This is a genomic window from Bradyrhizobium sp. (assembly GCF_035652035.1).
In the GTDB taxonomy this organism is placed as follows: domain Bacteria; phylum Pseudomonadota; class Alphaproteobacteria; order Rhizobiales; family Xanthobacteraceae; genus Bradyrhizobium.
This window is the reverse complement of the sequence record NZ_DASREO010000096.1, coordinates 1-25619: the sequence shown is the minus strand read 5'-3', so window position 1 is coordinate 25619 and position 25619 is coordinate 1. Positions and strand designations below refer to the sequence as shown.

The window sequence follows — 25619 nt, the reverse complement described above, 5'->3', positions numbered from 1 at the left end:
TCACGATGCCCGCGGTGAATGGAAGCCCGGCAAGGTCGTGATCCGTTTTGTCATGAATTCAAGGAATACGCGCGTTCTCAACGGCTGATATCGCCGCGACGGATACACCAGGTAAACAGGTTGTGGCGTTTGTCTCCACTTGGGCAGCAAACGAATCAGCTCCCCTTTGTCGATCAGATCCTGAACGAGCCACGCCGGCGCGCTGCCCACGCCAATCCCCTCCAGAAAGCACTGACGCAAGGCGAGCGAGCTGTTGACGCGGTATCGGCCTGACGTCGCACCGTGACCTTTTCCGCGCCCGTGGCGAATTCGAGAACCGATCCGGCTCCCGGTCGTGCGAACCTGATGTATTGATGCGCGGTCAGGTCTTCGGGGCGGCGGATTCGAGGCGCGCGCTTGATGTAGTCGGGCGAGGCCACCAGGACACGCCGCGATGAGGCCACGTGGCGCGCGATCACGTTGGGCGGAAGGCGGCTCCCGAGTCGTATGGCCACGTCCACGCCTTCCTCGACGAGATCGATCGAGCGATCGTTGAGAATTAGTTCCAGCTCAATTCGCGGATGGCCCGCCAGAAACTCGAGGACCAGCGTATTGAGGCGCAATTCGCCAAGCCCGAGCGGTGCGTTGACGAACAGCGCGCCAGCAAGTTGCCGTGCCTGCCCCCTCACATCTGCAACGGCGTCGACATACTCTTCGACGAGTTGTTTGCAGCGCTGATAGAATCTCCGGCCTTCTTCGGTTGGTGTCAGGCTTGTCGTGGTTCGTTCGACAAGCCGAACGCCGAGGCTCTTCTCCAGCGCCGCGATGACCTTGCTCACGGTGGGCTGCGTGACTTGTTCTGCGCGCGCCACCGCGGAAAAGCTGCCCAGTTCGATCGTTCGTGTGAACAGCCGCATAGATTGAAGCGTGTCCAAGTCATTCCCCTTTGGAATAGGCTATATTCGTATTCCCCTTGTTACGGGCAGAAATGGAATACCCTATTGCTCGGTGATTGTCGCCCTGTCACCGAGGACCCGCATGACCTTCGCTGTCTCTACGCCGTTAAACGACGCCCACATTGTTATTTTCGGAGGAAGCTCAGGTATTGGCCTCGCAACAGCCAAAGCCGCGAAGGCGGCAGGGGCGACGGTTACCCTCGTAGGCAGAACGGCTGCAAAGCTGGAGGCCGCCGCCGACGAAATCGGCGGGGCTGACATCGCAGTTGCGGAAATTGCCCATCGCAAGGATGTCGAAGCCGTCTTTGCCGGCATCAAATCGGTCGATCACCTTGTGATCACGGCCGGTGGTCTGGCGGGGGGACGTTTGGCGGAGACCGATCCGGATGAACTTATGAGCGCGTTCCGGGAGCGGATCGCGGGACCGCTCTACGCGATCAAGTCCGCACTTGCCATGATGCCGCAGTCCGGCTCGATCGTGCTGACCGGCGGACAATTCTCGGATCGTCCGCCCGGTAATGGCGTTTCCGTCGTCTCGGCGGCTGTCCGGGGGATCGAGGCGCTCGCGCGCTCACTCGCACTCGAGCTCAAACCAATTCGGGTGAACGTCATCTCGCCGGGCTTTGTGGACACGCCGCTGTTCGACGTTCTTGGCAGCGATGTTCGGACGGAGATCTTGACGGGAGTGGCCCAGTCGCTTCCCGGCGGCCGCATTGGCCGACCGGTAGAGGTTGCCGAAGCGATCATTTTTCTACTCGCCAACCGCTACATGAATGCTGAGGTCCTGCATATCGATGGTGGAGGGCGCTTTGTTTGAGCGTTGGCGGACATGCGCCGAACTGATGGGGAAGGAACAGGCAGACACGCCGATGGACGCGACTTATCCGCGGGCGTCGCAGCACATCCTATGGAACAATTCTACCTCGCACCTAATCCACCTCTCACCCAAGGAGAACCAACGCGCCGCAATCAGATTGTCATGGGATAGGGGTGAGAACGGAGGAGTTCATCCATGACAATGAAATGGCTTTGTACAACGGCAATTCTTCTTACCATCGGTGGCGGAGCAGCATTCGCGCAATCGCCTGCGGATTCGCAGAAGAGCGGGGAACAGCATCAGAGCGCTTCACCCAGGGAACCGGGCCGTTCCGCTGCGGGCGAAGAGCATATGGGCGGGGCGTCGAAGGGATCGAAGGGCGCGGAGGCCGGTTCAGCCGAGCGCGAAGGCGCGCGGGAATCCCGCGGTGCGCGCGGTAACGAAACGAACTCGCGCGCACAAGCGCAGCAACCCTCCGAGCGGCAGCCTAACCGTCAGAGCGAGAAAATGGGCCGCGGTGAGCGCCAGCCGGCTGCCGTGACCGGACAGAACGAAGAGCGCGGACGGCCGGCGCGCGGCACGGAACAGAGTGCACAGGGGCGGCAGACGACGTCAGGCCGCGATCAGCATCCGGCGACGAAGCAAAGCGAGCAGCAGCAAAAAGAACAGAGCCCGCGCGCTGCGCAATCGCGCCAAAACCCCGCCAACGAGCGAAATGGCCAGACCGCGCAGCAGGATCGCAATCGGGCCACGGAGCGCGATCGCAACCAGGCCACTCAGCCTGATCGCAACCAGGCCGCACAACCGCAGAAAAGCGGTAACCCGCAAGCCAACGAGACCACGCGGCCGGGCGAAAGCGAGCGGCAGCGTCAGACCGTCGGCCAGACTCCGGACCGGTCGGGAAGAGCGGGACAAACCTCCGCAACGTCCCCTAATCAGGGACAGCGAGCTTCCACCAATCAGGATCAGCGCAAGCAGGTGGTTGATCGATTGCGCAATGATCGCGATTTCGCGCGGGAAAATCAGCACATCGACATGCGTGTGAATGTCGGTGAACGGCTCCCGGACAATGTGAGGCCGCGCCCGTTGCCGCCCGACATCGTTCAGATCGTCCCGCAATACCGCGATTACGATTACACCGTGATCGACGATCGGGTGGCGGTGGTCGATCCTCGTACGCGAGACATCGTCGATGTTATTGATGAGGGTGGCGGAGGCTATGCCGACCGAGGATATAGCCAGGGATATAGCGCGAGCGGCTCACACATCACGCTCTCCTCCGATGAGCGCCAGCAGCTTCTGAAACGGGCTGCACCGGTAACCGTCGGATCGAATGGCGGCAATTCCGCCTGTATCACAATGCAGCAGGTTCCCGAGGATCTGGCGCAGCAGCACCCTGAATTGGCGTCTGACCGCTATATCGCGGTTGGCGACCAGATCGTGATCGTCGACCCGAAGCAGCAGAAGGTTGTGCAGGTCATCGACTGAACCGGATGGGCCGAATTCCCTCCCATTCGCCTCCGTGCGCATGGGAGGGAATTCACTTGCCGACAAGATATTGGCCAGTCGCGATTTTCCATAATTCCTCACCTGCGCGCTCCACCGAACGGCAGAATGCCAATTGAAGCGCGAGCAAAGCTCTGGACAGCGCAAAAATGCGTCGTAAAAGGCCTTTTCCCCGGCCTCCGATGTTCCTAATAACGCCTTATGCCATCAACGAACGAACCCCAGATCACCCCTGAACTCGTCGCGAGCCATGGTCTCAAGCCGGACGAGTACGAGCGCATCCTGAAGCTGATCGGCCGCATTCCGACATTCACGGAGCTCGGCATCTTTTCGGCGATGTGGAACGAGCACTGCTCGTACAAATCCTCGCGCATCCATCTGCGGGGACTGCCGACCAAGGCGCCCTGGGTCATCCAGGGCCCGGGCGAGAATGCCGGGGTCATCGATATCGGCGACGGCCAGGCGGTGGTGTTCAAGATGGAGAGCCACAACCATCCGAGCTACATCGAGCCTTATCAGGGCGCGACCACCGGCGTCGGCGGCATTCTGCGCGACGTCTTCACCATGGGCGCGCGCCCCATCGCCTGCCTCAATGCCTTGAGCTTCGGCGCGCCGGAGCATCCCAAGACACGCCACCTTGTCTCCGGCGTCGTCGCCGGCGTGGGCGGCTATGGCAACTCGTTCGGTGTTCCGACCGTCGGCGGGCAGGTGCGTTTCCACACCCGCTACGACGGCAATATTCTCGTCAACGCGATGGCGGTCGGCCTCGCCGATGCCGACAAGATTTTCTACGCGGCGGCCTCCGGCGTGAACATGCCGATCGTCTATCTCGGCTCCAAGACCGGGCGCGACGGCATTCACGGCGCCTCGATGGCGTCGGCCGAATTCGATGATGACTCCGCCGAGAAGCGTCCGACTGTGCAGGTCGGCGATCCCTTTGCCGAAAAATTGCTGCTCGAAGCCTGTCTCGAAATCATGGCGGCTGACTGCGTGATTGCGATCCAGGACATGGGCGCGGCGGGGCTCACGTGCTCTGCAGTCGAAATGGGCGCCAAGGGCGACCTCGGCGTCGACCTCGATCTCGATGCGGTGCCGACGCGCGAAACCGGCATGAGCGCCTACGAGATGATGCTCTCGGAAAGCCAGGAGCGCATGCTCATGGTGCTCAAGCCCGAGAAGGAAAAGGAAGCTGAGGCGATCTTCCGCAAATGGGGGCTCGACTTTGCCGTGGTCGGCTACACCACGCCGAGCAAGCGTTTTCGCGTCAAGCACGGCGGCGACGTCATGGCCGACCTTCCGATCAAGGAGCTCGGCGATGAAGCGCCGGTTTACGACCGGCCGCATGTGCCGTCGCCGGCCAGGGCCATGATCGCCGCGCGCGAGGTCACGCCGCCGATGGGAGTCTCGCAAGCGCTGCAAAAGCTGATCGCGACGCCCGAGCTTTGCTCGAAGCGCTGGGTGTGGGAGCAGTACGACCACGTTATTTTGGGCAATACCGTACAGCGGCCGGGCGGCGATGCCGCGGTCGTCCGCGTCGAGGACGGACCAAAAGGGCTCGCGCTCACCGTCGACGTCACGCCACGTTATTGCGAGGCGGATCCGTTTGAAGGCGGCAAGCAGGCGGTTGCCGAAGCCTGGCGGAACATCACGGCTGTTGGTGGCCGGCCGCTGGCGATCACCGACAACCTCAATTTCGGCAATCCTGAGCGGGCGGAGATCATGGGCCAGTTCGTCGGCTGCCTGAAAGGCATTTCGGAAGCCTGCCGCGCGCTGGACTTCCCGGTCGTGTCCGGAAACGTCTCGCTCTACAACGAGACCAACGGCCGCGGCATTTTGCCGACGCCCTCGATCGGCGGCGTCGGCGTGCTCGACGATTTCACCAAATCCGCGACGCTCGCATTCAAGGCTGCCGGCGAGGCGATCCTTTTGATCGGCGAGACCCAAGGCTGGCTCGGCCAATCCGTCTACCTGCGCGACATTTGCGGCCGCGAAGAGGGCGCGCCGCCGCCGGTCGACGTCGCCGCCGAAAAGCGTAACGGCGACGTTGTGCGCGGCATGATCCGCGCCGGCACCGCAACTGCGGCCCACGATATTTCCGACGGTGGGCTTTTGATCGCGCTCGCCGAGATGGCGATGGCAAGCGGCATTGGCGCACAACTCCTGGCCGCGCCAGCCGCGATCGTGCCGCACGCGTTCTGGTTCGGCGAAGACCAGGCGCGCTATGTCGTGACCGTCCCGGCCGAGCAGGCGGGCCTTGTGCTCGCCAAAATGAAGGGCGCCGGCGTGCCTTGCGCGCGAATTGGCACCACCGGCGGCGATACAATCGCCATTGTCGGTGAAGATGCCGTGTCGGTGGCTTCGCTCAGGGAAGGCTTCGAAGGCTGGCTTCCGGCCTACATGGCCGGCCAAGCCTGATTTGATTCAGGCTATAGCACGTGTTTTGCGCCGGGAATCCTGCGCGCGGCGAGTGTCGCCAACCAGCTGATCGCAAGCGTCAGCACAAACACGATCAGCGCTTTCAGGATCGCGGTCACTTGCGGTATCGGCGCCAGCGCGATGCCGTAAAGCGCATATTGCAGCCACAGCAGCGGCACATAGTGAATCAGGAAGATTCCAAATGAACTTTCGCGCAAGGGATCAAGGATGCTCCGGCCGCTATTGCCGAATCTCAAGAACAGCGCGAGCAGGTTGATGGTTTGCGAGGCGCTAAAGGCAGCGAAAAAGAAGGCGTGGAGGTTGTCCCACCCCTGCGGCGGATTGTTGGGGTCGGGCAGGAATTCGCGCTTGTAGAAAATGAGCCCGATGAGCCCGGCATAGGTCACGGTGGTGGCCGCAAGCCATAGCGGCCATCGTCTCGCCAGCTCGCCATCAGGAGATAAAAGGCTGCGGTCGCCGTGGACCGCGCCGATGCCGGCGCCCACGAAGAAATAAAGCAGGTAGAGCAGAACCCGGTCATCCTGGACCGCAAGCGGTCCCAGCGTAAACCAGCGCGCGATTCCGAAATGATGATCCATCGGCACGTAGACGATGACCGACGCGGCGAGAAACATCCAGAAAGCGTAAGTCGGATGTTCGACTTTCGCTGTCGACACGCGTCCGATGGCTTCGATAGCGCTTGGCGCGACCCGATAGATGACCGCTGCCAGCATGTCGAAGGCGAGCAGCACGCCCAGGAACCAGATCGGGCCGCTTTCCCAGGGACCGACCGTTATCGTTTTCCACCAATAGGCGATGAAGCCTGAGCCTGCGCCTGAGTTGCGAAGCTCGACCGCGTAATAGGCCAGCGGCATCAGGAAGACGCTGCCGATTGCGAACGGCAGACCGAGCCGCAACCAGCGCCCGCGCAGGAAGCTGCCGATTCCCCTGTGCTGCAGGCTGGGCCAGACGAACAGTCCTGACAGCAGAAACATCGCCGCCATGAAGAAGCTGTCGTTGAAGGTCACGACCGCATCAAAAAGCAGAAGCGACTGCCGGTCGGTGTGGCCGTAATAGGTGTAGGGGATAACCGAGTGGTGGATCAGCACCAGCAGGACGATGAAGGTGCGGGCGCGATCCAGGGCTGCATTGCGCGCGCCCGCGGCCGGTTTGGCTCTTGTGTCCACTGCTGTCGAACTGATGGCGACCGTCATTCGCGCCCCCCGGGCGTTTGGATTGCGCCATGTTGGAGGGCGTCAGGCGATTCAACAAGGGCCGTCCGCTGCAGGGCCCATGGGGGCTGGCGCATGGGATGGGGTGAAGGCTGGGGGAGACGGTGCTGAGGGACGATCGAAGGCCGAACTCACCGAAACGCAGTGCGAAACGGAACTATCGTGAAAGCACCGAAGTTAGATCAGCAAGACCGTCCGCTCGGCGGATGGCGTTGAGGGCAATCGGAGCTCGAGATGACACTTCTGAAGTGGGCGCTGATCTTCTTCGTGATATCGGTGATCGCAGGCATCCTTGGTTTCACCGGCATATCGGCGGCCTCGGCGGATATCGCGCGCTTTTTGTTCTACGTCTTCGTCGTGATCTTCCTGATCCTGCTGATCCTGGGTCTCACGATCTTTCGGGTATAGCCACATATCTCGTCGTCCCCGCGAACGCAGGGACCCAGACCGCGGAATTTTTCCGTTTCGCGGTCGGGTAGCCTGTCTCATCACGCTGGCCGGTGGGTATGGGTCCCTGCGTTCGCAGGGACGACAGCTCGAGTGGCAAGAACACGGGTCCAGGGAAGCCTACGCCACTTCCTCGATCTTGACCTTGTCCGGATAGAAGGCGAGGTGGCCCGAGATCTCTTCCATGGCCGGAAATGGCGCCTCGTAGGTCCAGATCGCATCCGCGATGGTCTTGCCGTCGGCAACAATGCTGAAATAATTCGCGTCCCCTTTGTAAGGGCAGTGCGTCACCCGCTCGCTGCGCTTGAGCAAACCCATATTGGCGTCCTTGCGCGGCACATAGTTCACCGCGGGATAGCTTGCTTCCTTCAGCGATAAGGCCTCGCTGGACTCGGCGATCACAACGCCGCCCGCTGACACGCGGACGCGGCGCGGGTTCGTGGTGATGGTGATCGGGTGGTCGGGACCGGGTAACTTCATGTTGACAACCTTTCGGCCCGCATAAACGGCCGGGCCTTCCTGTGATCGTGGCGCGAATATAGTGCGTGAGGGCGTGACCCAGAAGGCCATTCGCGCTAAATTGAGGAGCCGAAAGTGGCTGACCGGGGGCCGCCGAGCGGCGATGCGAGAGGGAGAAATCTGGAATGCCGATGGATGCCCGCGATATCGAATCGATGATCAAGGCTGCGATTCCCGATGCCGATGTGACGATCCGGGATCTTGCCGGTGACGGCGATCATTACGCGGCCACCGTGATTTCGGAATCCTTTCGCGGCAAGTCGCGCGTCCAGCAGCACCAGATCGTCTATCAATCGCTGAAAGGCCAGATGGGCGGTGTGCTCCATGCGCTCGCCTTGCAGACGGGCGTGCCGGACTAGTTCACGCCGGCGAGCCCGGCCAATCGGCCGGGGATGGCACTGTCCATGAACGGCCTGAGAGGGGCAAAGCAGGGCTTCATGCCGTGGGATAACGAGCGCGGCCCGTTGTTTCGTGCCATCGTGCCAAACCAGCACAGCCGGGTCACTTACGCCGAACTGCTGTTCGATCTGGTCTTTGTGTTCGCGGTCACGCAGGTATCGCACACCCTGCTTGCGCATTTCACACCGCTCGGTGCGGCGCAGACGACCTTGCTGATGCTCAGCGTCTGGTGGGTCTGGGTCTACACATCCTGGGTCACCAATTGGCTCAATCCTGAACTCACGCCGGTCCGCATCCTCCTGTTCCTGCTGATGCTGGGCGGCCTTGTGCTCTCCACGTCGATTCCGCTGGCCTTCGATTCGCGAGGGCTATGGTTTGCGATCGCCTATGCTGCGATGCAGGTCGGCCGTACCATTTTCTGGCTCCTATCGACCCCGCGTCAGCGCACAGCCGCGCGCATGAACGCGATCCGCATTCTGGTCTGGCTGTCGACATCCGCGATCTTCTGGATCGCGGGCGGCATCATGCAAGGTCAGGAAAGGCTGGTGCTGTGGGTCGTGGCGCTGGCGATCGAATATGTCTCGCCTGTGGTGCGGTTCTGGATTCCGAAATACGGCGCGTCCACGGTGGCGGACTGGTACGTCGAAGGCGGCCACCTGGCGGAGCGTTGCGCCGGTTTCATCATCATCGCGCTCGGAGAATCCATCGTCGTCACCGGCGCGACGTTTGCCGATTTGAAATGGACCTTTGAGGTCGTCGCGGCATTCCTGTCGGCCTTCCTGGCCGCGCTCGCAATGTGGTGGCTTTATTTCCACAAGGGCGCGGAAGCCGGCTCCGAGCTGATCTCGAACTCAAGCGAGCCGGGGCGGCTGGCGCGGCTTGCCTATACCTACCTGCATCTGCCGATCGTCGCTGGCATCATTCTGTCGGCGGTCGCTGACGACGTCGTGTTGCAGCATCCCGCCGGTCATTCCGATGTGAGAGTGGTGGTGAGCGCGGTCGGCGGGCCCATGCTGTTCCTGGTCGGGACCATCCTGTTCAAGCACGTCATTCGCGGCTGGCTTCAGCTTTCGCATGGCGCAGGCATCGTCGCGCTGGGCGTGCTGGGCTGGTTCGGCAAGGAACTGTCGCCGCTGATGCTGTCGATCGCGACAACGCTGCTGATGGTGATCGTCGCGATCTGGGAATCGCTATCGTTGCGATCAAAAGCCGGCGACGCGCCCGAAACTCAGTCGGACGCCTCCAGCGCGTGAACCGAAAACATCGTCTTCGCGTCGGTCCACGTTTCAAGCAGCCGCCAGCCCGAGACCCGGGCAAGCAAGGCAAAGCGCTCGACCGAGTACTTGTAGCTGTTCTCGGTATGGATGCTTTCGCCGGGCCGAAATGAGAATTTCTGGCCGAGCACCTGCGCGGTGAAAGCCTTCTTGCTGATCAGATGCATCTCGATGCGATGGCGGTCGCGGTTGTAGATCGCGCGATGGATGAACGCGCCGACGTCGAAATCGCCGCCGAGTTCGCGGTTGATGCGATGAAGCACATTGAGATTGAAGCGCGCAGTGACGCCGGCCGTGTCGTTATAGGCATCGTAGAGCGTGCGCTCATCCTTCTCGAGGTCGACGCCGATCACCATGCGTCCGTCCTTGCCGAGAATCGTGCGGGCAGTCCGGAGGAACTTGCAGGCCTCGCCGGGTTCGAAATTGCCGAGCGTCGAGCCGGGAAAAAATCCAACCTTGGGCATCGCGCTGACGGCGTCGGGCAATTCGAACGGCGCGGTGAAATCTGCCGTGACGGGGTAAACGCGCAAGTCCGGATAGTCCGCGCGCAAGGCTTCGGCCTGCGCGTTCAAAAAATCGCCCGAGATGTCGACGGGAACGTAAGCCCCCAGGCTGCACTCGCGAAGCAGCAGCCGCACCTTGGTGGTTGCGCCGGCGCCGAACTCGACCAGCGCCGCGCCTTCGGGAATGATCGCCGAGATCGCGCCGGCCCTGTCGCGCAGGATCGAAAGCTCGGTGCGGGTCGGGTAATATTCCGGCAACACAGTGATCTGTTCGAACAGTTCGGAGCCGGTGGCGTCGTAGAAATATTTCGGCGACAGCCGCTTCGGCGCGCGCGACAGATCGTCGATCACGTCGCGGGCGAAGAGGGACGTTGGCTCGTCGAGATGATGCGTTTCAGCCAATGCGGTGGCGTGGACGTTCATGACAATCTCCCGGACGCGCTTTTTCCTGCGCGCTTGAATTCAAGAAATTTCTAGTCGGCGTAGTCGGCGAGCCTCAGGCCCGTGAATTGCCAGCGGTGGTGGGGATAGAAGAAGTTGCGATAGGTGACGCGGCTGTGACCATCCGGCGTCGCCAGCGATGAGCCGCGCAGCACCAGCTGGTTGACCATGAACTTGCCGTTGTATTCGCCGAGCGCGCCTTCGATCGCGCGATAGCCGGGGTACGGCGAATAGGCGCTGCGGGTCCATTGCCAGACAATGCCGAAGGCATCGTTGAGCAAGCCGGCGCGCGCGGCGACCTCCCATTCCATTTCGGTCGGCAGGTGCTTGCCGCGCCAGCGAGCAAAAGCATCAGCCTCGTAGTAGCTGACATGACAAACCGGCGCCGCGGGATCGACTGGCTTCACGCCGGCAAGGGTCATGATGTGCCACTTACCGTCGATCTCGCGCCAATGGCCGGGGGCCTGCCATTGCTCTGATGTCGCGGCGGCAAAGCCGTCCATCAGCCAGAGCGTCGGCGTCGTGTAGCCGCCGTCGGCCATGAAGGCGATCCACTCGGCATTGGTGACGAGGTTGCGCGACAGCTGTACCGGACCGACCAGCGCCCGATGCGCGGGCTTTTCGTTGTCGAAATGAAAGCTGTCGCCGGCATGGCCGATTGAGTGGATGCCCTCGTTGAGGTCGACCCAATCGTCACCGGAGCCGCTCGCGGCGGGGAAATGCCAGGACGGATCATAGGCCGGGTAAATCGGATTTTGCGCAAAGGCATGCAGGATGTCGGTGAACATCAACTCCTGGTGTTGCTGCTCGTGATTGAGGCCGACCTCCATTAGAGGGGCGATCTCCGCCAGCTTTTTGTCATCCGCTTCATGAAGAAATCTCACGACCGCTGCATCGACATGACTGCGGTAGACGGTGATTTCCTCGGCGGAAGGCCGGGTCAGATCTCCGCGCCGGCCACGGGCGTGGCGCGGCCCAGCGCTGACGTAATAGGAATTGAACAGGAAGGCGTAGTCGGGATGGTAGGGCGTATATCCCGGACTATGCTCGCCGAGCAGAAACTGCTCGAAGAACCACGTGGTGTGGGCGCGGTGCCATTTGGCCGGGCTGGCGTCCGGCATGGACTGGATCAGCTGGTCCTCGGCGCTTAACGGCGCGGCGCGACGTTCTGTCTCGCTTCGCACTGCGAGAAAGGCCTCGGTGAGGTGATCAGCGAGGCCGGATTCTTCAGAAAATAACGACGGGCGAGAGGCGGCAATGGCGGATGCGGGCTGCGTCACTGGGGTCTCCGGGTCGCAATAGGAGAACGTTGGCCTCGAAGGGTCGTTCCTCGAGAACAGCCCGTCCTAGATAGGAGTTCCTATCTGGGAAAAAAGCCTCCGATCCGACGAAATACGGACCAATCGCCGCGGCTGTTACTTGGGGCCATTGGCCTTAAAGGGGAACGGGCAGCGTCCCGGCATGGCAGGTGCGACCGCCAAATTACTTTGGATGCACAATCGTTTGGGGTACATATATGGGAATCGCGGAGGGCCGGCTGGCGTATGGCCGCGAAGCCCGATTCCAGAGTGGGTTTATCACCCACCCCCAAGAGGAAGAGAATATGAGCATCGAGCAATTCATCGACAACGAAGTGAAGTCGAACGACGTCGTGCTTTTCATGAAGGGCACGCCGCAGTTTCCGCAATGCGGATTCTCCGGGCAGGTCGTCCAGATCCTCGACCACATCGGGGTCGGCTACAAAGGCCTCAATGTGCTGGAGTCCGCTGATCTTCGTAACGGCATCAAGACCTACTCGAACTGGCCGACCATTCCCCAGCTCTATGTGAAAGGCGAGTTCGTCGGCGGCTGCGACATCATCCGCGAGATGTTCCAGGCTGGCGAATTGCAGCAGCTCTTCACCGACAAGGGCGTGGCGGTCTCGACCGTCGCCTGATGGCCCGCCAGCTCGGCGGCGTGCGGCTCGAAGTTGCCGTCGCCGACATCACGACATTGCGTGTCGATGCCATCGTCAACGCCGCCAACACGTCTTTGCTTGGCGGCGGCGGGGTTGACGGCGCCATCCACCGCGGCGCCGGGCCTCAATTGCTGGAAGAATGTCGTACGCTCGGTGGCTGTGAAACAGGCGATGCGAAAATCACCAGAGGTTATCGGCTGCCGGCGAAGCATGTGATTCATGCGGTCGGGCCGGTCTGGTACGGCGGCGATCGCGGCGAGGGCGAAATGCTCGCGACTTGCTACACCCGCGCCATCGCGCTCTGCCGCGACAACAAACTGACCTCGATCGCCTTTCCGGCGATCTCCACAGGTGTCTATCGATTTCCCGCCGACCGAGCGGCCGGCATTGCGGTTTCAGCGACCGTCGAGGCCTTGAAGACGGCGCCAACAGTCAGCCGCGTGATCTTCTGCTGCTTCTCGCAAGCAAGCGCGGACTTGCACGAGCATGTTCTGGAGCGCTTCGTTACGTCTTGTGCTGACTGAGCTAGCCGCTACACTTCGCGTGCTTTGGCGGGCGGGTCATTCATGACATTTCGAAGCGCAGGCGCTGCTTGGCATTTTCAGCTCGCGGCGCTGGTACTCTTGCTGGCTGCGATCGCCAGCAATGCAGCTTCAGCGGAATCTCCGGTTGCGGTTTCCCGCGCCTTCTCGCGCGACGGCCTCGCGCACGTCCGCGACTACCTGAAGAACGAGGTTGCCGCTGGCACGATTCCCGGCGCGGTGCTTTTGATCCAGCAGCACGGCAAACCGGTTCTGTTCGAATCTTTTGGCGCCAAGGACGTCGAAGACCATCGTCCGATGACGGATGACACGATCTTCCGCCTCTACTCGATGTCGAAGCCGGTCACGTCGGTCGCCGCCATGATGCTGGTCGACGACGGCAAGATGTCGCTCGACGATCCCTTGTCGAAATTCATTCCGGCCTTCGCCGAGGTGAAAGTTGCCGTCGAAAAACGCGACGAGAACGGCAAGGAGGCTCTGGCCACCGAGCCGCTGGCGCGCCCGATCAGAATCCTGGACCTGTTGCGCCAGACTTCCGGCATCACTTACGGCTTTTACGGCGACAGTCCTGTTCGCAAGCTCTACGACAACAGCGGACTTTTTGACGGCGATTTCGACAATGCACAGCTTGCGATGCGGCTGGCAAATCTGCCGCTCGCCGAGCAGCCGGGCACGCTGTGGGACTACGGCCACTCGACCGATGTGCTCGGCCGCGTCATCGAGGTCGTTTCCGGAAAGTCGCTGTACGAATTCGAGAAGGAGCGATTGCTGGGTCCGCTCGGCATGGGTGACACCGCGTTCACCGTTGTCGATTCCAAACGATCGCGCGTCGCCGAGTCGCTGCCCGGTGATCTCACCCTGAGCACGATCAAAGGCCTCGGTGACGCGGCCAAGCCTCGGCGCTGGGAATCCGGTGGGGGCGGGATGGTCGGGACGGCGGCCGATTACGCCCGCTTCGCGCAGATGCTGCTCAATGACGGCACGCTCGATGGCAGGCGATATCTGAAGGCCGAGACGGTCAAGCTGATGACGTCGGACCTCGTGCCGCCGGAATCCGGGATTGCCCGCGATTACTATTACTTCCCTAGCGGCGATAGCGGTTTTGGTTTGGGCTTTGCGGTCCGGGTGGTTGCGAGCCCACCGCTGCCGACAGGCGAATATCGCTGGGACGGCGCCGGCGGCACGTTCTTCTTCGTCGATCCCAAGGACGACATGTTTGCGGTCCTCATGATGGCGTCGCCGTCACAGCGCGGGCGCATTCAAGTGGAATTGAAAACGCTGATCTATCAGGCGTTGGAAAAACAAGGCCCGTAATGACCGCACAGGAAGCGTTGAAGGCAACGTATCGTCCGCTATTTCCGTTAGCCGGATCTGCCCTCGGAATTCTCCTTGCGGCCTATCTGGCGCTCGTGATCGGGTTTGCCTGGAATCCGACGCCGCTGGCGCAGGCGCTCGCCGCGATCGGCATTGTGGTGGCCTGCGTTCACGCCGCGCTGTTCTATGGCTGGAGGGACGCGCTTGCACTTTTCGCGATCTGCATCGTCATTACCTTCGCGATGGAGAACGCCGGCTCGCTGACAGGTTTTCCGTTCGGCCGCTATCATTTCGAGGTGGGTGCGAACTTGCCGCATGTCGGCGTCATTCCCGTCATCGTTGGACCGCTCTGGTTCGGCATGGGATATTTTTCGTGGGTATTGGCCGGCACCTTGCTCGGGGCGCCGGCGCGCCCAAAAAGCAAATTCGAATTGCTGGCCTGGCCCGTCGTGGCGGCATTCGTCATGACGCAGTGGGACGTGGTGATGGACCCGCCGGCCTCGACGATTGCTAAGGCCTGGATCTGGCACGATGGTGGAGCGCATTTCGGCGTGCCGCTCTCGAACTATGCCGGCTGGCTGTTGACCTCGTGGCTGTTCTTTCAGGCGTTTGCCATTTACCTCAGCCGCCGTCCCGATCTGTCTGAACCGCCGGCCGCGCGCACTAAGGCGCTGCGGCTCACCGCGATTGCGCTTTATTTGAGTTCAGGCCTGACCCATCTGACGCCGTGGCTGATTGGCCAGAGCGGGGAGGTGATCGACGCTGCCGGTCACCTTTGGCGCGTCGCCGATCTCAGGGCAACCGCGGCTCTTACCATGCTGGCGACGATGTTGGTTTCGTCCATGCTGGCCGTGTTGCGGCTGGCAACGGACAGAACTTAAGCCTTGCGCGCGATCTCGCGCACAAGCCCCACCATCTCCTCGATGTGGGCCGCCGTGACATCCAGATGCGTACAGGCGCGGATGCGGCCGTCCATCACGGCGATCTGCACGCCGCGCTTGTTGAGTGCGGCGACCATATCGGCAGCGCTGATGCCGGCACCATCCGGCTTGAAGAACACCAGGTTGGTTTCGGGGTCCTGCACCTCAATGCCCTGAATCTGCGAAAGTCCGCGCGCCAGCGCCCGTGCGTTGGCGTGATCTTCCGCCAGGCGGTCGACATGATGGTCGAGCGCGTAGGTGCAGGCGGCTGCGCAGATGCCGCTCTGGCGCATCGAGCCGCCGAGCCGCTGTTTCCAGCGCCAGACCTGGTCGATGAAATCGCGCGTACCGGCGAGGACCGCGCCGATCGGCGCGCCGAGACCTTTCGAAAAATCGATCCAGGCCGAATCCCAGCCTGCGGTCATATCCTTCGCGCTGATGCCGGTGGCAACGGTTGCATTCAGAAGCCGTGCACCGTCCATATGGGTGGCAAGGCCGTTCGCTTTGGCAATCTTTACGACCTCGTCGAGATCGGCTTTCTTCCAGATCGTGCCGCCGCCGATATTGGCGGTTTGCTCGGCGCTGACCAGCGTCTGCGGCGGTTGGTAGCGCGTGCGCGGGTGAAGCGCGGCACGGAACGTCTCGGGCGTGAACTTGCCGTCGGCGCCTTGCAGCGGCGTGATCTGGAAGCCGCCCAGCGCGGCGTGCGCGCCGCCCTCACGCGCGATGATGTGGGCGGAGACCTGCGCCAGGATTTCGTCGCCCGGCCGGCAATGCACCAGCGTCGCCGTCACGTTGCACATGGTGCCCGAGGGCAAGAACACCGCGGCCTCTTTCCCCATCAGTTCGGCGACGCGATCGCAGAGCAGGTTGGTGGACGGATCGTCGCCGACCTGCTCGTCACCGACTTCGGCGCGCGCCATCGCTTCGCGCATTCCGGCCGTCGGGCGGGTTTGCGTGTCCGACAACAGGTTGATGCGGACCGGAGGAGCCTTGGGATCGCGGCGGGCAGGGGTGTAGGCCATTGGGTGAGAGCTCTCTTTCAGACTGGTCATTCCGGGATGGTCCAAAGGACCAGACCCGGAATCTCGAGATTCCGGGTTCGCGTCTTCGCCGCGCCCCGGAATGACTTTCAGCGACTTTACCCAAACAAAAAGGCCCCGGCAAAACCGGGGCCTTCGTTGCGTTCAACGCTGGTATGAAATCAGCGCGAATAGAATTCGACGATCAGATGCGGCTCCATCTGCACCGCGAACGGCACGTCCGTCAGCGCGGGGACGCGGACGAACTTCGCGGTCATCTTGCCGTGATCGACTTCCAGATAGTCCGGCACGTCGCGCTCGGGAAGCTGGCTCGCTTCAAGCACATGCGCCAGTTGCTTGGAAGATTCCTTCACCTCGACGAGGTCGCCGACCTTCAGCTTGTAGCTCGAGACGTTGACCTTGCGGCCGTTCACCTTGACGTGGCCGTGGTTGATGAACTGGCGGGCGGCAAACATGGTGGAGACGAACTTGGCGCGGAAGACGACGCTGTCGAGACGGCGCTCCAGAAGGCCGATCAGGTTCTCACCGGTGTCGCCCTTCATGCGGCCGGCCTCGACATAGATGCCGTGGAACTGACGCTCGCTGATATTGGCGTAATAACCCTTCAGCTTCTGCTTGGCGCGGAGCTGCACGCCGAAGTCGGACAACTTGCCCTTGCGGCGCTGGCCGTGCTGGCCGGGGCCATATTCACGGCGATTCACGGGGCTCTTCGGGCGGCCCCAGATGTTCTGGCCCATACGGCGATCGATCTTGTATTTCGCCTCACTGCGCTTTGTCATCGCGTCCTCTTGAAGTAACGGTTGGATTTGAGGAGACGCGCCCTCCTGTGCAGCCGGGATTCCCCGGGATGCCGACAGGTCCGGCCTCAAAGCTTGAGAGGATGGACCACGGGTCGCGAAACGCTTCGCGGGCCGAAATCGGCCCGCGAGCAGGGCGGTTTCTAGCAGAAACGGCCCACCTGTCAACGCAAATGGGCCCCGCTTTCAAGCGGTTGGTGCCAGGATTTCGGCCGAAATCTCGCTGTTCAGGACCTGTTCCAGCCGCCTCAGCACGCGGGCGATGACCGCCGCGTCGGTAACCCGGTGATCCCAGCGCAGGATCACATTGATCTTGTCCGGCCCGGCCACGCCATAGCTCAGCAGGAACGGGCCCGTGCTGAGCGCCTGAAGCTCGCCGGGGCCGAAGGCGGAGACTGAAGTGACCCCAAAACTTCCGAAATTGTTGGCGCGCATCCGGCCGAAATTGAGTCCGATGAACCAGCTCAGGCGTCGCAGCGGCAGCGGCAGGCGGCTCGCCATCAGGATCTTGCGGAAGGCCGGGATTTCCTGGAGCGGTGCATTCTTGGCGCGCTTGATCGCGATATCGATGTCCGCGAGCGATTGCTCTTCGGGCGCAGGCACCTTCTCAGGCAGGATGCATTCCTCGCCGTCTTCGCGGCGTGCCACCGCGACCATGGCGATGCTGCGCGGCAGCTCGAAGAAGTGCGGCCAGGGTAATTTGACGTAAAGCGTGCGCAGCACCGGCTCGTCTTTGGCGACGATGGCAAAGGCCTTGACGAACATCGCCGCCCAGCCCGGCGGAGATGTGGCCTTGGCGCGCGCGGCCACGAGCGGTCCGATATCGAACGGGCGGGACAGCGAAATAAACGGCACGCGCATCGACGCATGCATGAGGTCGAAAACGAAGATGCGCAGCAGTGAGATTTTTCGCGTCGTCCCGCGCATCGATCCGTTCGGTTTCCCTACTCGAGGAGATTTCAGGGCCGGACTTTATCGATCGTCAGATGAACCGTCGATAAATATCTGAAAAATATATGGAAATATCGAGTAGCTAGGCCGGGACCCGGCCGCCGAAGAAGGGCATCAGTGCAGAATTCAGCCGGTGCGACCGTCCCGAGGTGAAGATCATTTTTGCTCCGGTCTCTTCCGGTCCACCGCGGGCCTCGCCAAGCAGGCTTGTCACCCGCCGCGCAATCGCAGGCGCGGGGTCGATCCAGTCGACCGGCCAGGGCGCCAGCTCATTCAGCCGATCCAGCAACAGCGGATAATGCGTGCATGCGAGCACGATGGTGTCCGTGCGTTTTGATGCATCGGCGCCGGCGCCAACGAAACACGGCATCAGTTCGGCCAGGATTTCCTCGTCGCTCACGACGCCGCCGCTCAGCGCAGTTTCAGCGAGCGCTGCGAGCTCCGCGGAGCCGACCAGCGTCACCTCGCAGCCTTGCGCGAAGTCGCGGATCAGAGCCTGGGTGTATTCGCGTTTCACTGTGGCTTTGGTGCCGAGCACGGAGACCCGCTTGGTTCTTGAACTTGCGCAGGCCGGCTTGATCGCAGGCACGGTCCCGACAAAGGGCGCCGTGTAGGCGGCGCGCAAATGGGCCATTACCGAGACGGACATCGTGTTGCAGGCGATCACGACGAGGTCGGGGTGGTGTGCCGCGATCAATTCGCCGATCAACGGGACCACGCGGTCGATGATTTCGTCTTCGCTGTGATGGCCATAGGGAAAAAAAGCGTCATCTGCGACGTATAGATAGTGCGCGTCGGGACGCGCCAGCACGACCTCCCGCAGCACCGTGAGGCCGCCAAGGCCGGAATCGAACACGAGTATCGTCGGAGGTTTGCCCACGAGGTCATCGTACCTGATCCGGGGTTACCTTTCAGTTGTTTTTGGCAAACTTTGGAAATGGTCCGCCTTGCATCAATTCTAAGAAAACGCCGCCAAATCGGGTCCAACGAACCAGCGCTTTTGATGTAGTGAGCTTTTCGAATTCAAACCCACGGGATCACGAATGGTGCGGAATACGACGAAGAGCTGGGGCAGCGTGGCACGGGCGTTTCACTGGATTATCGGCCTCACGATCATCGGCATGCTGGCGTTTGGCTGGTGGATGAACCACTTTCCCGCGCGGCCGGATCGCTTCTTCTATCGTTCGATCCACGCCGATATCGGCTACGTGCTGCTGGCGGCGATGGTGCTTCGCCTCATCTGGCGCGCGATCAATCCGACGCCGGCTTTGCCGACCGATATCCCGCGCTGGCAGCGAATCGCCGCTCGCATCAGCCATGGCGCGCTCTATCTCGCCACCTTTATCGTAATCTTTTTGGGCTGGGCGCATTCGGGTGCGCGGCCGCAGGGCGACTATGGCAGCTTCTTCGGCCTGTTCCACGTGCCGCAGTTCACCTCGCCCGACAAGGCAACGGCCGATGCGTTTGAGGACCGGCACATCTTCTTTGCCTATACGCTGCTGGCGCTGATCGGCATTCACCTCCTGGCGACGGCCTGGCATCACTTCATCAAACGCGACCGCGTGGCGGCGCGGATGGTGGGCGGCGAAGCGGGCTGAGCTCGCTCAGCCTTCACTCATTCAGGTTTGGCCAAACACGCGCTTGAAGATGGTGTCGACGTGCTTGAGGTGATAGCCGAGGTCGAATTGCTCCTCGATCTCGGCATCCGACAGATATTTTTTGACGTCGGCGTCCTTCTTCAGAAGTGTCTGGAAATCGCCTTCGCCGCGCCACACCGGCATCGCGTTGCGCTGCACGAGTCTGTAGGCGTCCTCGCGGCTCGCACCCTTTTGCGTCAGCGCAATCAGAAGCCTTTGTGAGTGAACAAGTCCACCGAGCCGATCCAGATTCTTCTGCATGTTCTCGGGATAAATCAGCAGCTTCTCGACCAGACCGGCAAGGCGGTTGAGCGCGAAGTCGAGTGTGACCGTGGCATCGGGGGCGATCATGCGTTCGGCGGACGAGTGCGAGATGTCGCGCTCATGCCAGAGCACGACATTCTCCAGCGCCGGCGTCACATAGGCGCGCACCATGCGCGACAGGCCTGTGAGATTTTCCGACAGCACCGGGTTGCGCTTGTGCGGCATCGCCGACGAGCCCTTTTGCCCTTCCGAGAAAAACTCCTCGGCTTCCAGCACTTCGGTGCGCTGCAGGTGACGGATTTCGGTCGCAAGACGCTCGACCGATGAGGCGATCACGCCCAGCGTCGCAAAATACATCGCATGGCGATCGCGCGGGATCACCTGCGTCGAGACGGGCTCTGGCCTCAGTCCCATCGCTTTGGCAACGTGCTCTTCGACGCGCGGATCGATCTGGGCGAAGGTGCCGACCGCGCCCGAGATCGCGCAGGTCGCAACTTCATGGCGCGCGGCGAGCAGCCGCTCGCGGGCGCGCGAGAATTCGGCATAGGCGTAAGCGAGTTTCAGGCCGAACGTGACGGGCTCGGCATGGATGCCGTGCGAGCGGCCGATGGTCGGGGTCAACTTGTGCTCGAAGGCGCGCTTCTTCAGCGCTGCCAGCACCTTGTCGATGTCGGCGACCAGAAGGTCAGCGGCGCGGGTGAGCTGCACGTTGAGGCAGGTGTCGAGCACGTCCGACGACGTCATGCCCTGATGGACGAAGCGTGCCTCGGGGCCAACGATTTCCGCCAGATGGGTGAGGAAGGCGATGACGTCGTGCTTGGTTTCGCGCTCGATCTCGTCGATCCGCGCCACGTCGAAGGTCGCATTTTTCGCCTTGGCCCAGATGGTCTTGGCGGCTTCCTTCGGAATGACCCCCAATTCCGCCAGTGCGTCAGCGGCATGCGCCTCGATCTCGAACCAGATCTTGAAGCGGGTCTGGGCCTCCCAGATCGCGGCCATCTCGGGGCGGGTATAACGGGGGATCATTGGCGACTCTGAGCTTTTTGAGGGGGTTATGGGCGATTTAGCAGAGCAGGCGAGGGGTGGAAACACCGTCCGGAGGGCACCCTCAAACGCCCTGTGGACGCCTCCAGGGACTACTCGCCTAAGCCCTGAATCACAAAATATTGACTGACAGATATTGAAATCTGTCAGCGAGATGGTCTATATAGTCCGTGACGCCTACTTCAGGGTCCCCCGGCGAGGCCGCTACGGGCGGTAAGCCGGGGCCAGTTACAAGGACTAACGCCATGACATTCGAAATTTTACACCTCACCGCCCAAATCCAGCGCTGGCTCAATCGACGGATTGCCCAGCATCTGGCCGAACAGGCCGAGCGCCTCGCCCGCTGAGGCGGAGCGCTCGCCGTGTCCCTATATAGTTTAGGCCGACGCCATCAGGAGATGCCTGAGATGAATGAGAACGTGGTCTTGACGCCGGAACGCATTCTGGAAGTCACCGAAGACGTTCTGCGTCGCTATGGTCTGGCCAAAGCAACCGTCGTCGACGTTGCGCGCGCGCTCGATGTGAGCCACGGCAGCGTTTATCGCCATTTCCCCAGCAAGGCTTCGCTGCGCGAGGCCGTCGCCAAGCGCTGGCTTGAGCGCGTCTCGACGCCGCTCGCCAATATTGCCGGAAGTTCGGAAGCAGCGCCCGCCAAGCTCGACCGCTGGCTGCGCGAACTCTTCACCGCCAAACAGAAACGCTATCTCGAAGACCCCGAGATGTTTGCGACCTACCTGACGCTTGCGCGGGAAGCCTGCAAAACGGTCAACGGGCACAAGGCCTGCCTGACCGATCAGCTCGAGCTGATCCTGGCTGACGGCGTCAAGCAGGGCGCGTTCGAGATTGCCGACACCAAGGCCACCGCAAAGGCCATGTTCGACGCCGTCACGCGTTTCCATCATCCGGCCCATTCCGATGAATGGAGCGATCCGCAACTGCCGGCGCGGATCGATACGTTGATCGCGCTGCTGCTGCGGGGCATCGAAGCCCGCAAGTGCTGATCTCTTCCTAGGACCCTGTCAGCCCGCACTCGGCGGCGAGGCGCACGAGCTGGGCGTCGGTCTTGAGGCCGGTCTTGGCCTTGATCATGTAGTGGTAGTTCTGAACCGTCTTCAGGCTGAGATTGAGGTTTTGCGCGACCTCTTCGTTGGTGGCGCCGGCTGCGATTTGCCGAAGGATCTCGATCTCGCGTTCGGCAAGCTGATCGAGCGCGGAACCTGATGGCGCAAGACTCTCCAGCGCCAGCACCTGCGCGACGTCGTCGCTCATCGCCCGCTCGCCGCGAGCGACGGAGCGGATCGCCCGGATCAGTGCTGCCGGCTCGCTGCTCTTGGTGACATAGCCGCCGGCGCCGGCGTTAAAGGCAGCCTTCACCAGCGGCGCGTCGCTATGCATGCTGAAGACGAGGATGCGCGCGTGTCCATCGCGGGCGCGGATGTTCCTGATCGCCTCCAGTCCGCTCGCGCCGGGCATCGAGATGTCCATCACGACGATATGCGGGGAGTGAGCCTTGAAGGCGCTGTAAGCGCCCGCCGCGTCGTCGGCTTCGGCGACGACCTGGAAGTCGCTCTGATTTTCCAACACACGACGGTAGCCCTGGCGCACGATCGGATGGTCGTCGACCAGCAGAATGGAAATGCCCTCGAGCGATGCGGACGTCATCGGTCAGGCGGCCAGCGGAATGGTCGCATCGACGCTGAGGCCCCGCGTCGCGCGCGCGATCGACAGCGAGCCGCCGAGCGCGGCGAGGCGCTCGCGGATGCCGGTGAGGCCGAAGCCTGAAGCTCTCGCAATGCTGATGGCGTCGCCCCCGCCATCGTCCTCGACCCGGATCAGCAGCGCATTCTCAGGGTAGCTGCGCCGCTCGATCCGGAGCAGGATTTCGCGCGCCGTGGTGTGGCGGAGCGCATTGGTCAGGCATTCCTGCGCGACGCGATAGGCGGTCGCCGCCACCGTGCCGCCGATATCGGCAAGGTCGCCCTTGAGGTCGAGCTGGATCGAGGGGCGCGTCTCGTGCTGCGAGCGCCAGTTGTCGACCAGGTTGATGAGACTCGCTTCCAGCCCGAGCTCCTCGGCGAGCGGATTGCGCAACCGGTTGAGGGTGCCACGCAGGCACGCCATGATCGTCAGCGCGGCTTTCGAGATCATCCGCGCGTCTTGCGCGACCGCACCGTCCTTAGCATCTGCGCCGGTCGCCTCGATCGCGTTGGCGAAGGCGAGAATGGCGGTGAGGTTCTGGCCGAATTCGTCATGCAGTTCGCGCGCCAGCGTGCGCCGCTCGTCGTCGCGGATCTCGATCAGACGCCGCGTCAAGGTCGCGCGCTCCTCCATGGCCTGCGCCAGCCGGTCGCCGAGGTCGCCGACGGCCTGGCCGATCATCGCGAGTTCCATGGAGCGGAAGCGGGGCAGGAACGTGCGGTATCGGCCGTCGGCCATCCGCTTCAGCGCGGCCACGATCGACTGTGCCGGCGCCAGCGTATGTGCAATGGCGAGCGAGGCCAGGATCGCAATCGCTGCCGCCATCAACAGGGCAACGCCGATATTGTCGAGGATGTGTTGCCAGGCGAGCCGGATCGCGGCATCGGGATCGGGCGTCGCCGAGACGGTGCCGAACGTGGTCGCGCGGGCGCTGATCGGTTTTGCCACCGCCGCGTGGCTGCCGAGCAGGGTCTGAACGGCGGAGGCGAACCAGGCCGGCGGTGTGGTTCCCAATCCCTTGTCCTGGCCGCACAACGGCTTCTCGAACGCGCCGGCCGGCTCGAAGCGGACGCAGACCCCGGGCGAGATCAGCTTCATGGTCTCGATGGTGCGCCATTCCGGAACCGGGAGCAGATGCTCGCGCATTCTGCTGCCGTGCAACAGGAGTTCGTGCCAGTACAGCCCTTGGAGAGCTTGAGAGACGCGCTCGGCGGACGCCTCGGTGGCGCGATCGACGCTGCGATAGGCCTCGATGGTGGCCCAAACGGTGGCGGCTGCCAGGCACAGCATCACGACGACGAGCAGGCGGGCGACGAGTTGCAGGACCAGGCGCATGCGACCTCCCACGAATTGGGGATGACAAGCTAACAACTTCGCCAGTCCCTGCCAATTGCAAGCAGGACGCTTTGTACAAATCGGGAAATTTTCCCAATCGTTTCAGGGCATCCGTCTTTGGACCGCAGCTTGCGGCTTTGCTTTAACAAATCCCGAAAGTGGCCGATCGGGAGCGAAGCGGATGAGTTCCGAACAAAGCGCGGCAGTCGCAGCAACGGACGAGCGTGCGCCGGAACGCGGCGCACTGCTGCTCTGGATGATATTTACCGGTCTTTCGGTATTTGTCGCGGTGCTGTTATGGCGCTACGGGCTCCTGCATTTGATGGTGACCTCGGACCGCACCTATATTTCGAGCGTCATCGCCGCCCTTTACATCGTCACCTGCGTTCACTGCTTTCTGCGCACCCGCGCGATCGCGCGCGAAGGCGCGGCGGGGGAACGCTGCCGCGCGATCCTCGCGGCGGCTGACGGCGGGGCGGCGCTGGAATCGGATGCGATCTCGCTGCCGAAGGGTCTGATCACAGACCATATCAAGAGCCTGATCGAAAAGGCCAAGGCACAGGCGAGGGGCCGTATCGATCAGACGCTTTTGTTGCGATCGCTCGCCGACCGCCTGCGCGGCTCCAACGGCTTTGGGTCCTTCGCCTCGGACACGCTGATGAAGCTCGGGCTGCTCGGCACCATCATCGGCTTCATCATCATGCTGGCGCCGATCGCAACGCTCGATGCCGCCGACAAGGTCGCGATGAAATCGTCGATGGGATTGATGAGCGACGGCATGGCGGTCGCGATGTACACGACGCTGGCGGGCCTGGTCGGCTCGATCCTGGTGAGGATCCAGTACTACATGCTGGATTCCGCGACCCAACGGGTGTTTTCCGACGCGGTGACGCTGACCGAGACGCATGTGACGCCGGTGCTGGAACGCCGCAATGATGGATGATTTCGGCCTCTATCCGCGTGAGGAAGCTTTCGATCCGCTTGGCGTCATGCTGTTCAAGGCGCTGCAGGTGGTCGCCTTCCTGTTTTTCCTGGCGCTGCTTGCCGCCTCGCCGGAGTCGAAAAACGGCAAGATCGATTCCAAGGCCGAGTTCATCATCACCATGGACTGGCCGGACAATCATCCCGACGATCTCGACCTGTTCGTGCAGGATCCTGCTGGCAATATCGCCTGGTACCGGCATCGCGAAGCCGGCTTCCTGACGCTCGACCGCGATGACCGCGGCGGCGCCAACGACTTCATCACAGTCAATGGCCGGAAGATTCCGTCGCCCATTCGCGAGGAGATCGTGACGGTGCGCGGCATCCTCGCCGGCGAATACACCGTCAACGTGTCGCACTTCCAGGCCAAGACCGGCCAGCCGGTCCCGGTGAACGTGAAGGTGCAGAAGCTCAATCCGACTGCGCAGGTGATCTTCGACGACAAGCTGTTTGTCGATCATACCGGCGCGGAAAAGACTGCGGTGCGTTTCACGCTGGACGCCGAAGGCAAGGTGATCGACGTTGGGCAGCGGCAGAAATCGCTGCTGGAGACGTTCCGCCGAAACTGGGCGAACGGCGCGGACCTCGATCCCAAGACCGGTGTGAGGATGAGAACGCCGTGAGCGGCCTGCAATACGACATTCTGGT

General features: G+C 62.2%; 26 protein-coding genes and 1 pseudogene. 14 read left to right on the top strand and 13 right to left on the bottom strand.

What is annotated here, in order from left to right:
- Positions 1–309, bottom strand: coding sequence for a LysR substrate-binding domain-containing protein (locus VFB05_RS32255; RefSeq protein ID WP_414643322.1), 309 nt, complete (start codon positions 307–309; stop codon positions 1–3).
- A 29-nt stretch (positions 310–338) separates the two neighbouring features.
- Positions 339–896, bottom strand: a pseudogene (locus tag VFB05_RS25795) (LysR family transcriptional regulator); the annotation flags it as partial.
- Between the two features lie 121 nt (positions 897–1017).
- Between VFB05_RS25795 and VFB05_RS25790 the strand changes: the two are divergent.
- The 3 genes from VFB05_RS25790 to purL all read left to right on the top strand — a co-directional run bounded on the left by VFB05_RS25790 (position 1018) and on the right by purL (position 5673).
- On the top strand, positions 1018–1752 hold the full coding sequence (locus VFB05_RS25790) for an SDR family oxidoreductase (protein ID WP_325017662.1): 735 nt from the start codon (positions 1018–1020) through the stop codon (positions 1750–1752).
- A 351-nt stretch (positions 1753–2103) separates the two neighbouring features.
- A complete protein-coding gene (locus VFB05_RS25785; protein WP_325017661.1) occupies positions 2104–3240 on the top strand; it encodes a DUF1236 domain-containing protein in 1137 nt (378 codons plus the stop codon).
- Between the two features lie 219 nt (positions 3241–3459).
- On the top strand, positions 3460–5673 hold the full coding sequence (purL, locus tag VFB05_RS25780; protein ID WP_325017660.1) for a phosphoribosylformylglycinamidine synthase subunit PurL: 2214 nt from the start codon (positions 3460–3462) through the stop codon (positions 5671–5673).
- 11 nt (positions 5674–5684) lie between these two features.
- Here purL and VFB05_RS25775 read toward each other — a convergent pair whose 3' ends face one another.
- A complete protein-coding gene (locus tag VFB05_RS25775) occupies positions 5685–6887 on the bottom strand; it encodes an acyltransferase (RefSeq protein ID WP_325017658.1) in 1203 nt (400 codons plus the stop codon).
- 252 nt (positions 6888–7139) lie between these two features.
- Here VFB05_RS25775 and VFB05_RS25770 point away from each other — a divergent pair, with 252 nt between their 5' ends.
- Positions 7140–7313: a DUF1328 domain-containing protein gene (locus VFB05_RS25770; RefSeq protein WP_325017656.1), complete on the top strand. Its 174-nt coding sequence runs from the start codon at positions 7140–7142 to the stop codon at positions 7311–7313.
- A gap of 159 nt (positions 7314–7472) precedes the next feature.
- Here VFB05_RS25770 and VFB05_RS25765 read toward each other — a convergent pair whose 3' ends face one another.
- Entirely contained in the window at positions 7473–7832 is a 360-nt protein-coding gene (locus VFB05_RS25765) for a DUF427 domain-containing protein (RefSeq protein ID WP_325017654.1), read from the bottom strand.
- Positions 7833–7996: 164 nt separating this feature from the next.
- On the opposite strand from VFB05_RS25765, the gene VFB05_RS25760 reads away from it, so the two are divergent.
- Complete coding sequence (locus VFB05_RS25760) at positions 7997–8230, top strand: BolA family transcriptional regulator (protein WP_325017651.1); 234 nt, start codon at positions 7997–7999, stop codon at positions 8228–8230.
- A 78-nt stretch (positions 8231–8308) separates the two neighbouring features.
- On the top strand, positions 8309–9523 hold the full coding sequence (locus VFB05_RS25755) for a low temperature requirement protein A (RefSeq protein ID WP_325017787.1): 1215 nt from the start codon (positions 8309–8311) through the stop codon (positions 9521–9523).
- Here the strand turns inward: VFB05_RS25755 and egtD are convergent.
- Positions 9499–10470 carry an L-histidine N(alpha)-methyltransferase gene (gene egtD / locus VFB05_RS25750; protein ID WP_325017649.1) on the bottom strand — a complete coding sequence of 324 codons (972 nt, stop codon included), beginning with the start codon at positions 10468–10470 and terminating at the stop codon, positions 9499–9501. The genes VFB05_RS25755 and egtD overlap by 25 nt on opposite strands.
- Positions 10471–10520: 50 nt before the next feature.
- A complete protein-coding gene (gene egtB, locus VFB05_RS25745; protein WP_325017647.1) occupies positions 10521–11768 on the bottom strand; it encodes an ergothioneine biosynthesis protein EgtB in 1248 nt (415 codons plus the stop codon).
- A 323-nt stretch (positions 11769–12091) separates the two neighbouring features.
- Here egtB and grxD point away from each other — a divergent pair, with 323 nt between their 5' ends.
- From grxD to VFB05_RS25725, 4 genes are read left to right on the top strand one after another with little or no spacing between them, the layout of a single operon-like run.
- Positions 12092–12424, top strand: coding sequence for a Grx4 family monothiol glutaredoxin (gene grxD, locus VFB05_RS25740; RefSeq protein WP_325017645.1), 333 nt, complete (start codon positions 12092–12094; stop codon positions 12422–12424).
- Complete coding sequence (locus VFB05_RS25735) at positions 12424–12969, top strand: O-acetyl-ADP-ribose deacetylase (protein ID WP_325017643.1); 546 nt, start codon at positions 12424–12426, stop codon at positions 12967–12969. Before grxD ends, VFB05_RS25735 begins: the two co-directional genes overlap by 1 nt.
- A gap of 42 nt (positions 12970–13011) precedes the next feature.
- Positions 13012–14301: a serine hydrolase domain-containing protein gene (locus tag VFB05_RS25730; protein ID WP_325017641.1), complete on the top strand. Its 1290-nt coding sequence runs from the start codon at positions 13012–13014 to the stop codon at positions 14299–14301.
- Positions 14301–15182 carry a carotenoid biosynthesis protein gene (locus VFB05_RS25725; RefSeq protein ID WP_325017639.1) on the top strand — a complete coding sequence of 294 codons (882 nt, stop codon included), beginning with the start codon at positions 14301–14303 and terminating at the stop codon, positions 15180–15182. The genes VFB05_RS25730 and VFB05_RS25725 overlap by 1 nt, the downstream gene beginning before the upstream one ends.
- Here the strand turns inward: VFB05_RS25725 and VFB05_RS25720 are convergent.
- The 4 genes from VFB05_RS25720 to murI all read right to left on the bottom strand — a co-directional run bounded on the left by VFB05_RS25720 (position 15179) and on the right by murI (position 18892).
- Positions 15179–16246, bottom strand: coding sequence for a threonine aldolase family protein (locus tag VFB05_RS25720; RefSeq protein WP_325017637.1), 1068 nt, complete (start codon positions 16244–16246; stop codon positions 15179–15181). The two genes, VFB05_RS25725 and VFB05_RS25720, sit on opposite strands and share 4 nt — an antisense overlap.
- A gap of 179 nt (positions 16247–16425) precedes the next feature.
- Complete coding sequence (gene rpsD, locus VFB05_RS25715; protein ID WP_325017635.1) at positions 16426–17043, bottom strand: 30S ribosomal protein S4; 618 nt, start codon at positions 17041–17043, stop codon at positions 16426–16428.
- A gap of 204 nt (positions 17044–17247) precedes the next feature.
- Positions 17248–17988: an acyltransferase gene (locus VFB05_RS25710; protein ID WP_325017633.1), complete on the bottom strand. Its 741-nt coding sequence runs from the start codon at positions 17986–17988 to the stop codon at positions 17248–17250.
- 106 nt (positions 17989–18094) lie between these two features.
- Complete coding sequence (murI, locus tag VFB05_RS25705; RefSeq protein ID WP_325017631.1) at positions 18095–18892, bottom strand: glutamate racemase; 798 nt, start codon at positions 18890–18892, stop codon at positions 18095–18097.
- 163 nt (positions 18893–19055) lie between these two features.
- Between murI and VFB05_RS25700 the strand changes: the two genes are divergently transcribed.
- Positions 19056–19610 (top strand): cytochrome b, encoded by a 555-nt coding sequence (locus tag VFB05_RS25700; protein ID WP_325017628.1) that lies wholly within the window; start codon positions 19056–19058, stop codon positions 19608–19610.
- Between the two features lie 21 nt (positions 19611–19631).
- On the opposite strand, the gene purB is transcribed toward VFB05_RS25700, so the two are convergent.
- Entirely contained in the window at positions 19632–20939 is a 1308-nt protein-coding gene (gene purB, locus VFB05_RS25695) for an adenylosuccinate lyase (RefSeq protein WP_325017627.1), read from the bottom strand.
- Between the two features lie 425 nt (positions 20940–21364).
- Between purB and VFB05_RS25690 the strand changes: the two genes are divergently transcribed.
- Complete coding sequence (locus VFB05_RS25690) at positions 21365–21958, top strand: TetR family transcriptional regulator (RefSeq protein ID WP_325017625.1); 594 nt, start codon at positions 21365–21367, stop codon at positions 21956–21958.
- A gap of 7 nt (positions 21959–21965) precedes the next feature.
- On the opposite strand, the gene VFB05_RS25685 is transcribed toward VFB05_RS25690, so the two are convergent.
- Both VFB05_RS25685 and VFB05_RS25680 read right to left on the bottom strand, forming a co-directional pair.
- The gene (locus VFB05_RS25685; RefSeq protein ID WP_325017623.1) at positions 21966–22619 is read right to left on the bottom strand and encodes a response regulator transcription factor; all 654 of its coding nucleotides are present in this window, start codon (positions 22617–22619) and stop codon (positions 21966–21968) included.
- A 3-nt stretch (positions 22620–22622) separates the two neighbouring features.
- The gene (locus VFB05_RS25680; protein WP_325017621.1) at positions 22623–23990 is read right to left on the bottom strand and encodes a histidine kinase; all 1368 of its coding nucleotides are present in this window, start codon (positions 23988–23990) and stop codon (positions 22623–22625) included.
- A gap of 181 nt (positions 23991–24171) precedes the next feature.
- Between VFB05_RS25680 and VFB05_RS25675 the strand changes: the two genes are divergently transcribed.
- Positions 24172–24933 (top strand): MotA/TolQ/ExbB proton channel family protein, encoded by a 762-nt coding sequence (locus VFB05_RS25675; protein ID WP_325017619.1) that lies wholly within the window; start codon positions 24172–24174, stop codon positions 24931–24933.
- Positions 24923–25594, top strand: a complete 672-nt coding sequence (locus VFB05_RS25670; RefSeq protein ID WP_325017616.1) for a hypothetical protein — start codon at positions 24923–24925, stop codon at positions 25592–25594. Before VFB05_RS25675 ends, VFB05_RS25670 begins: the two co-directional genes overlap by 11 nt.
- Positions 25595–25619 lie beyond the last annotated feature (25 nt).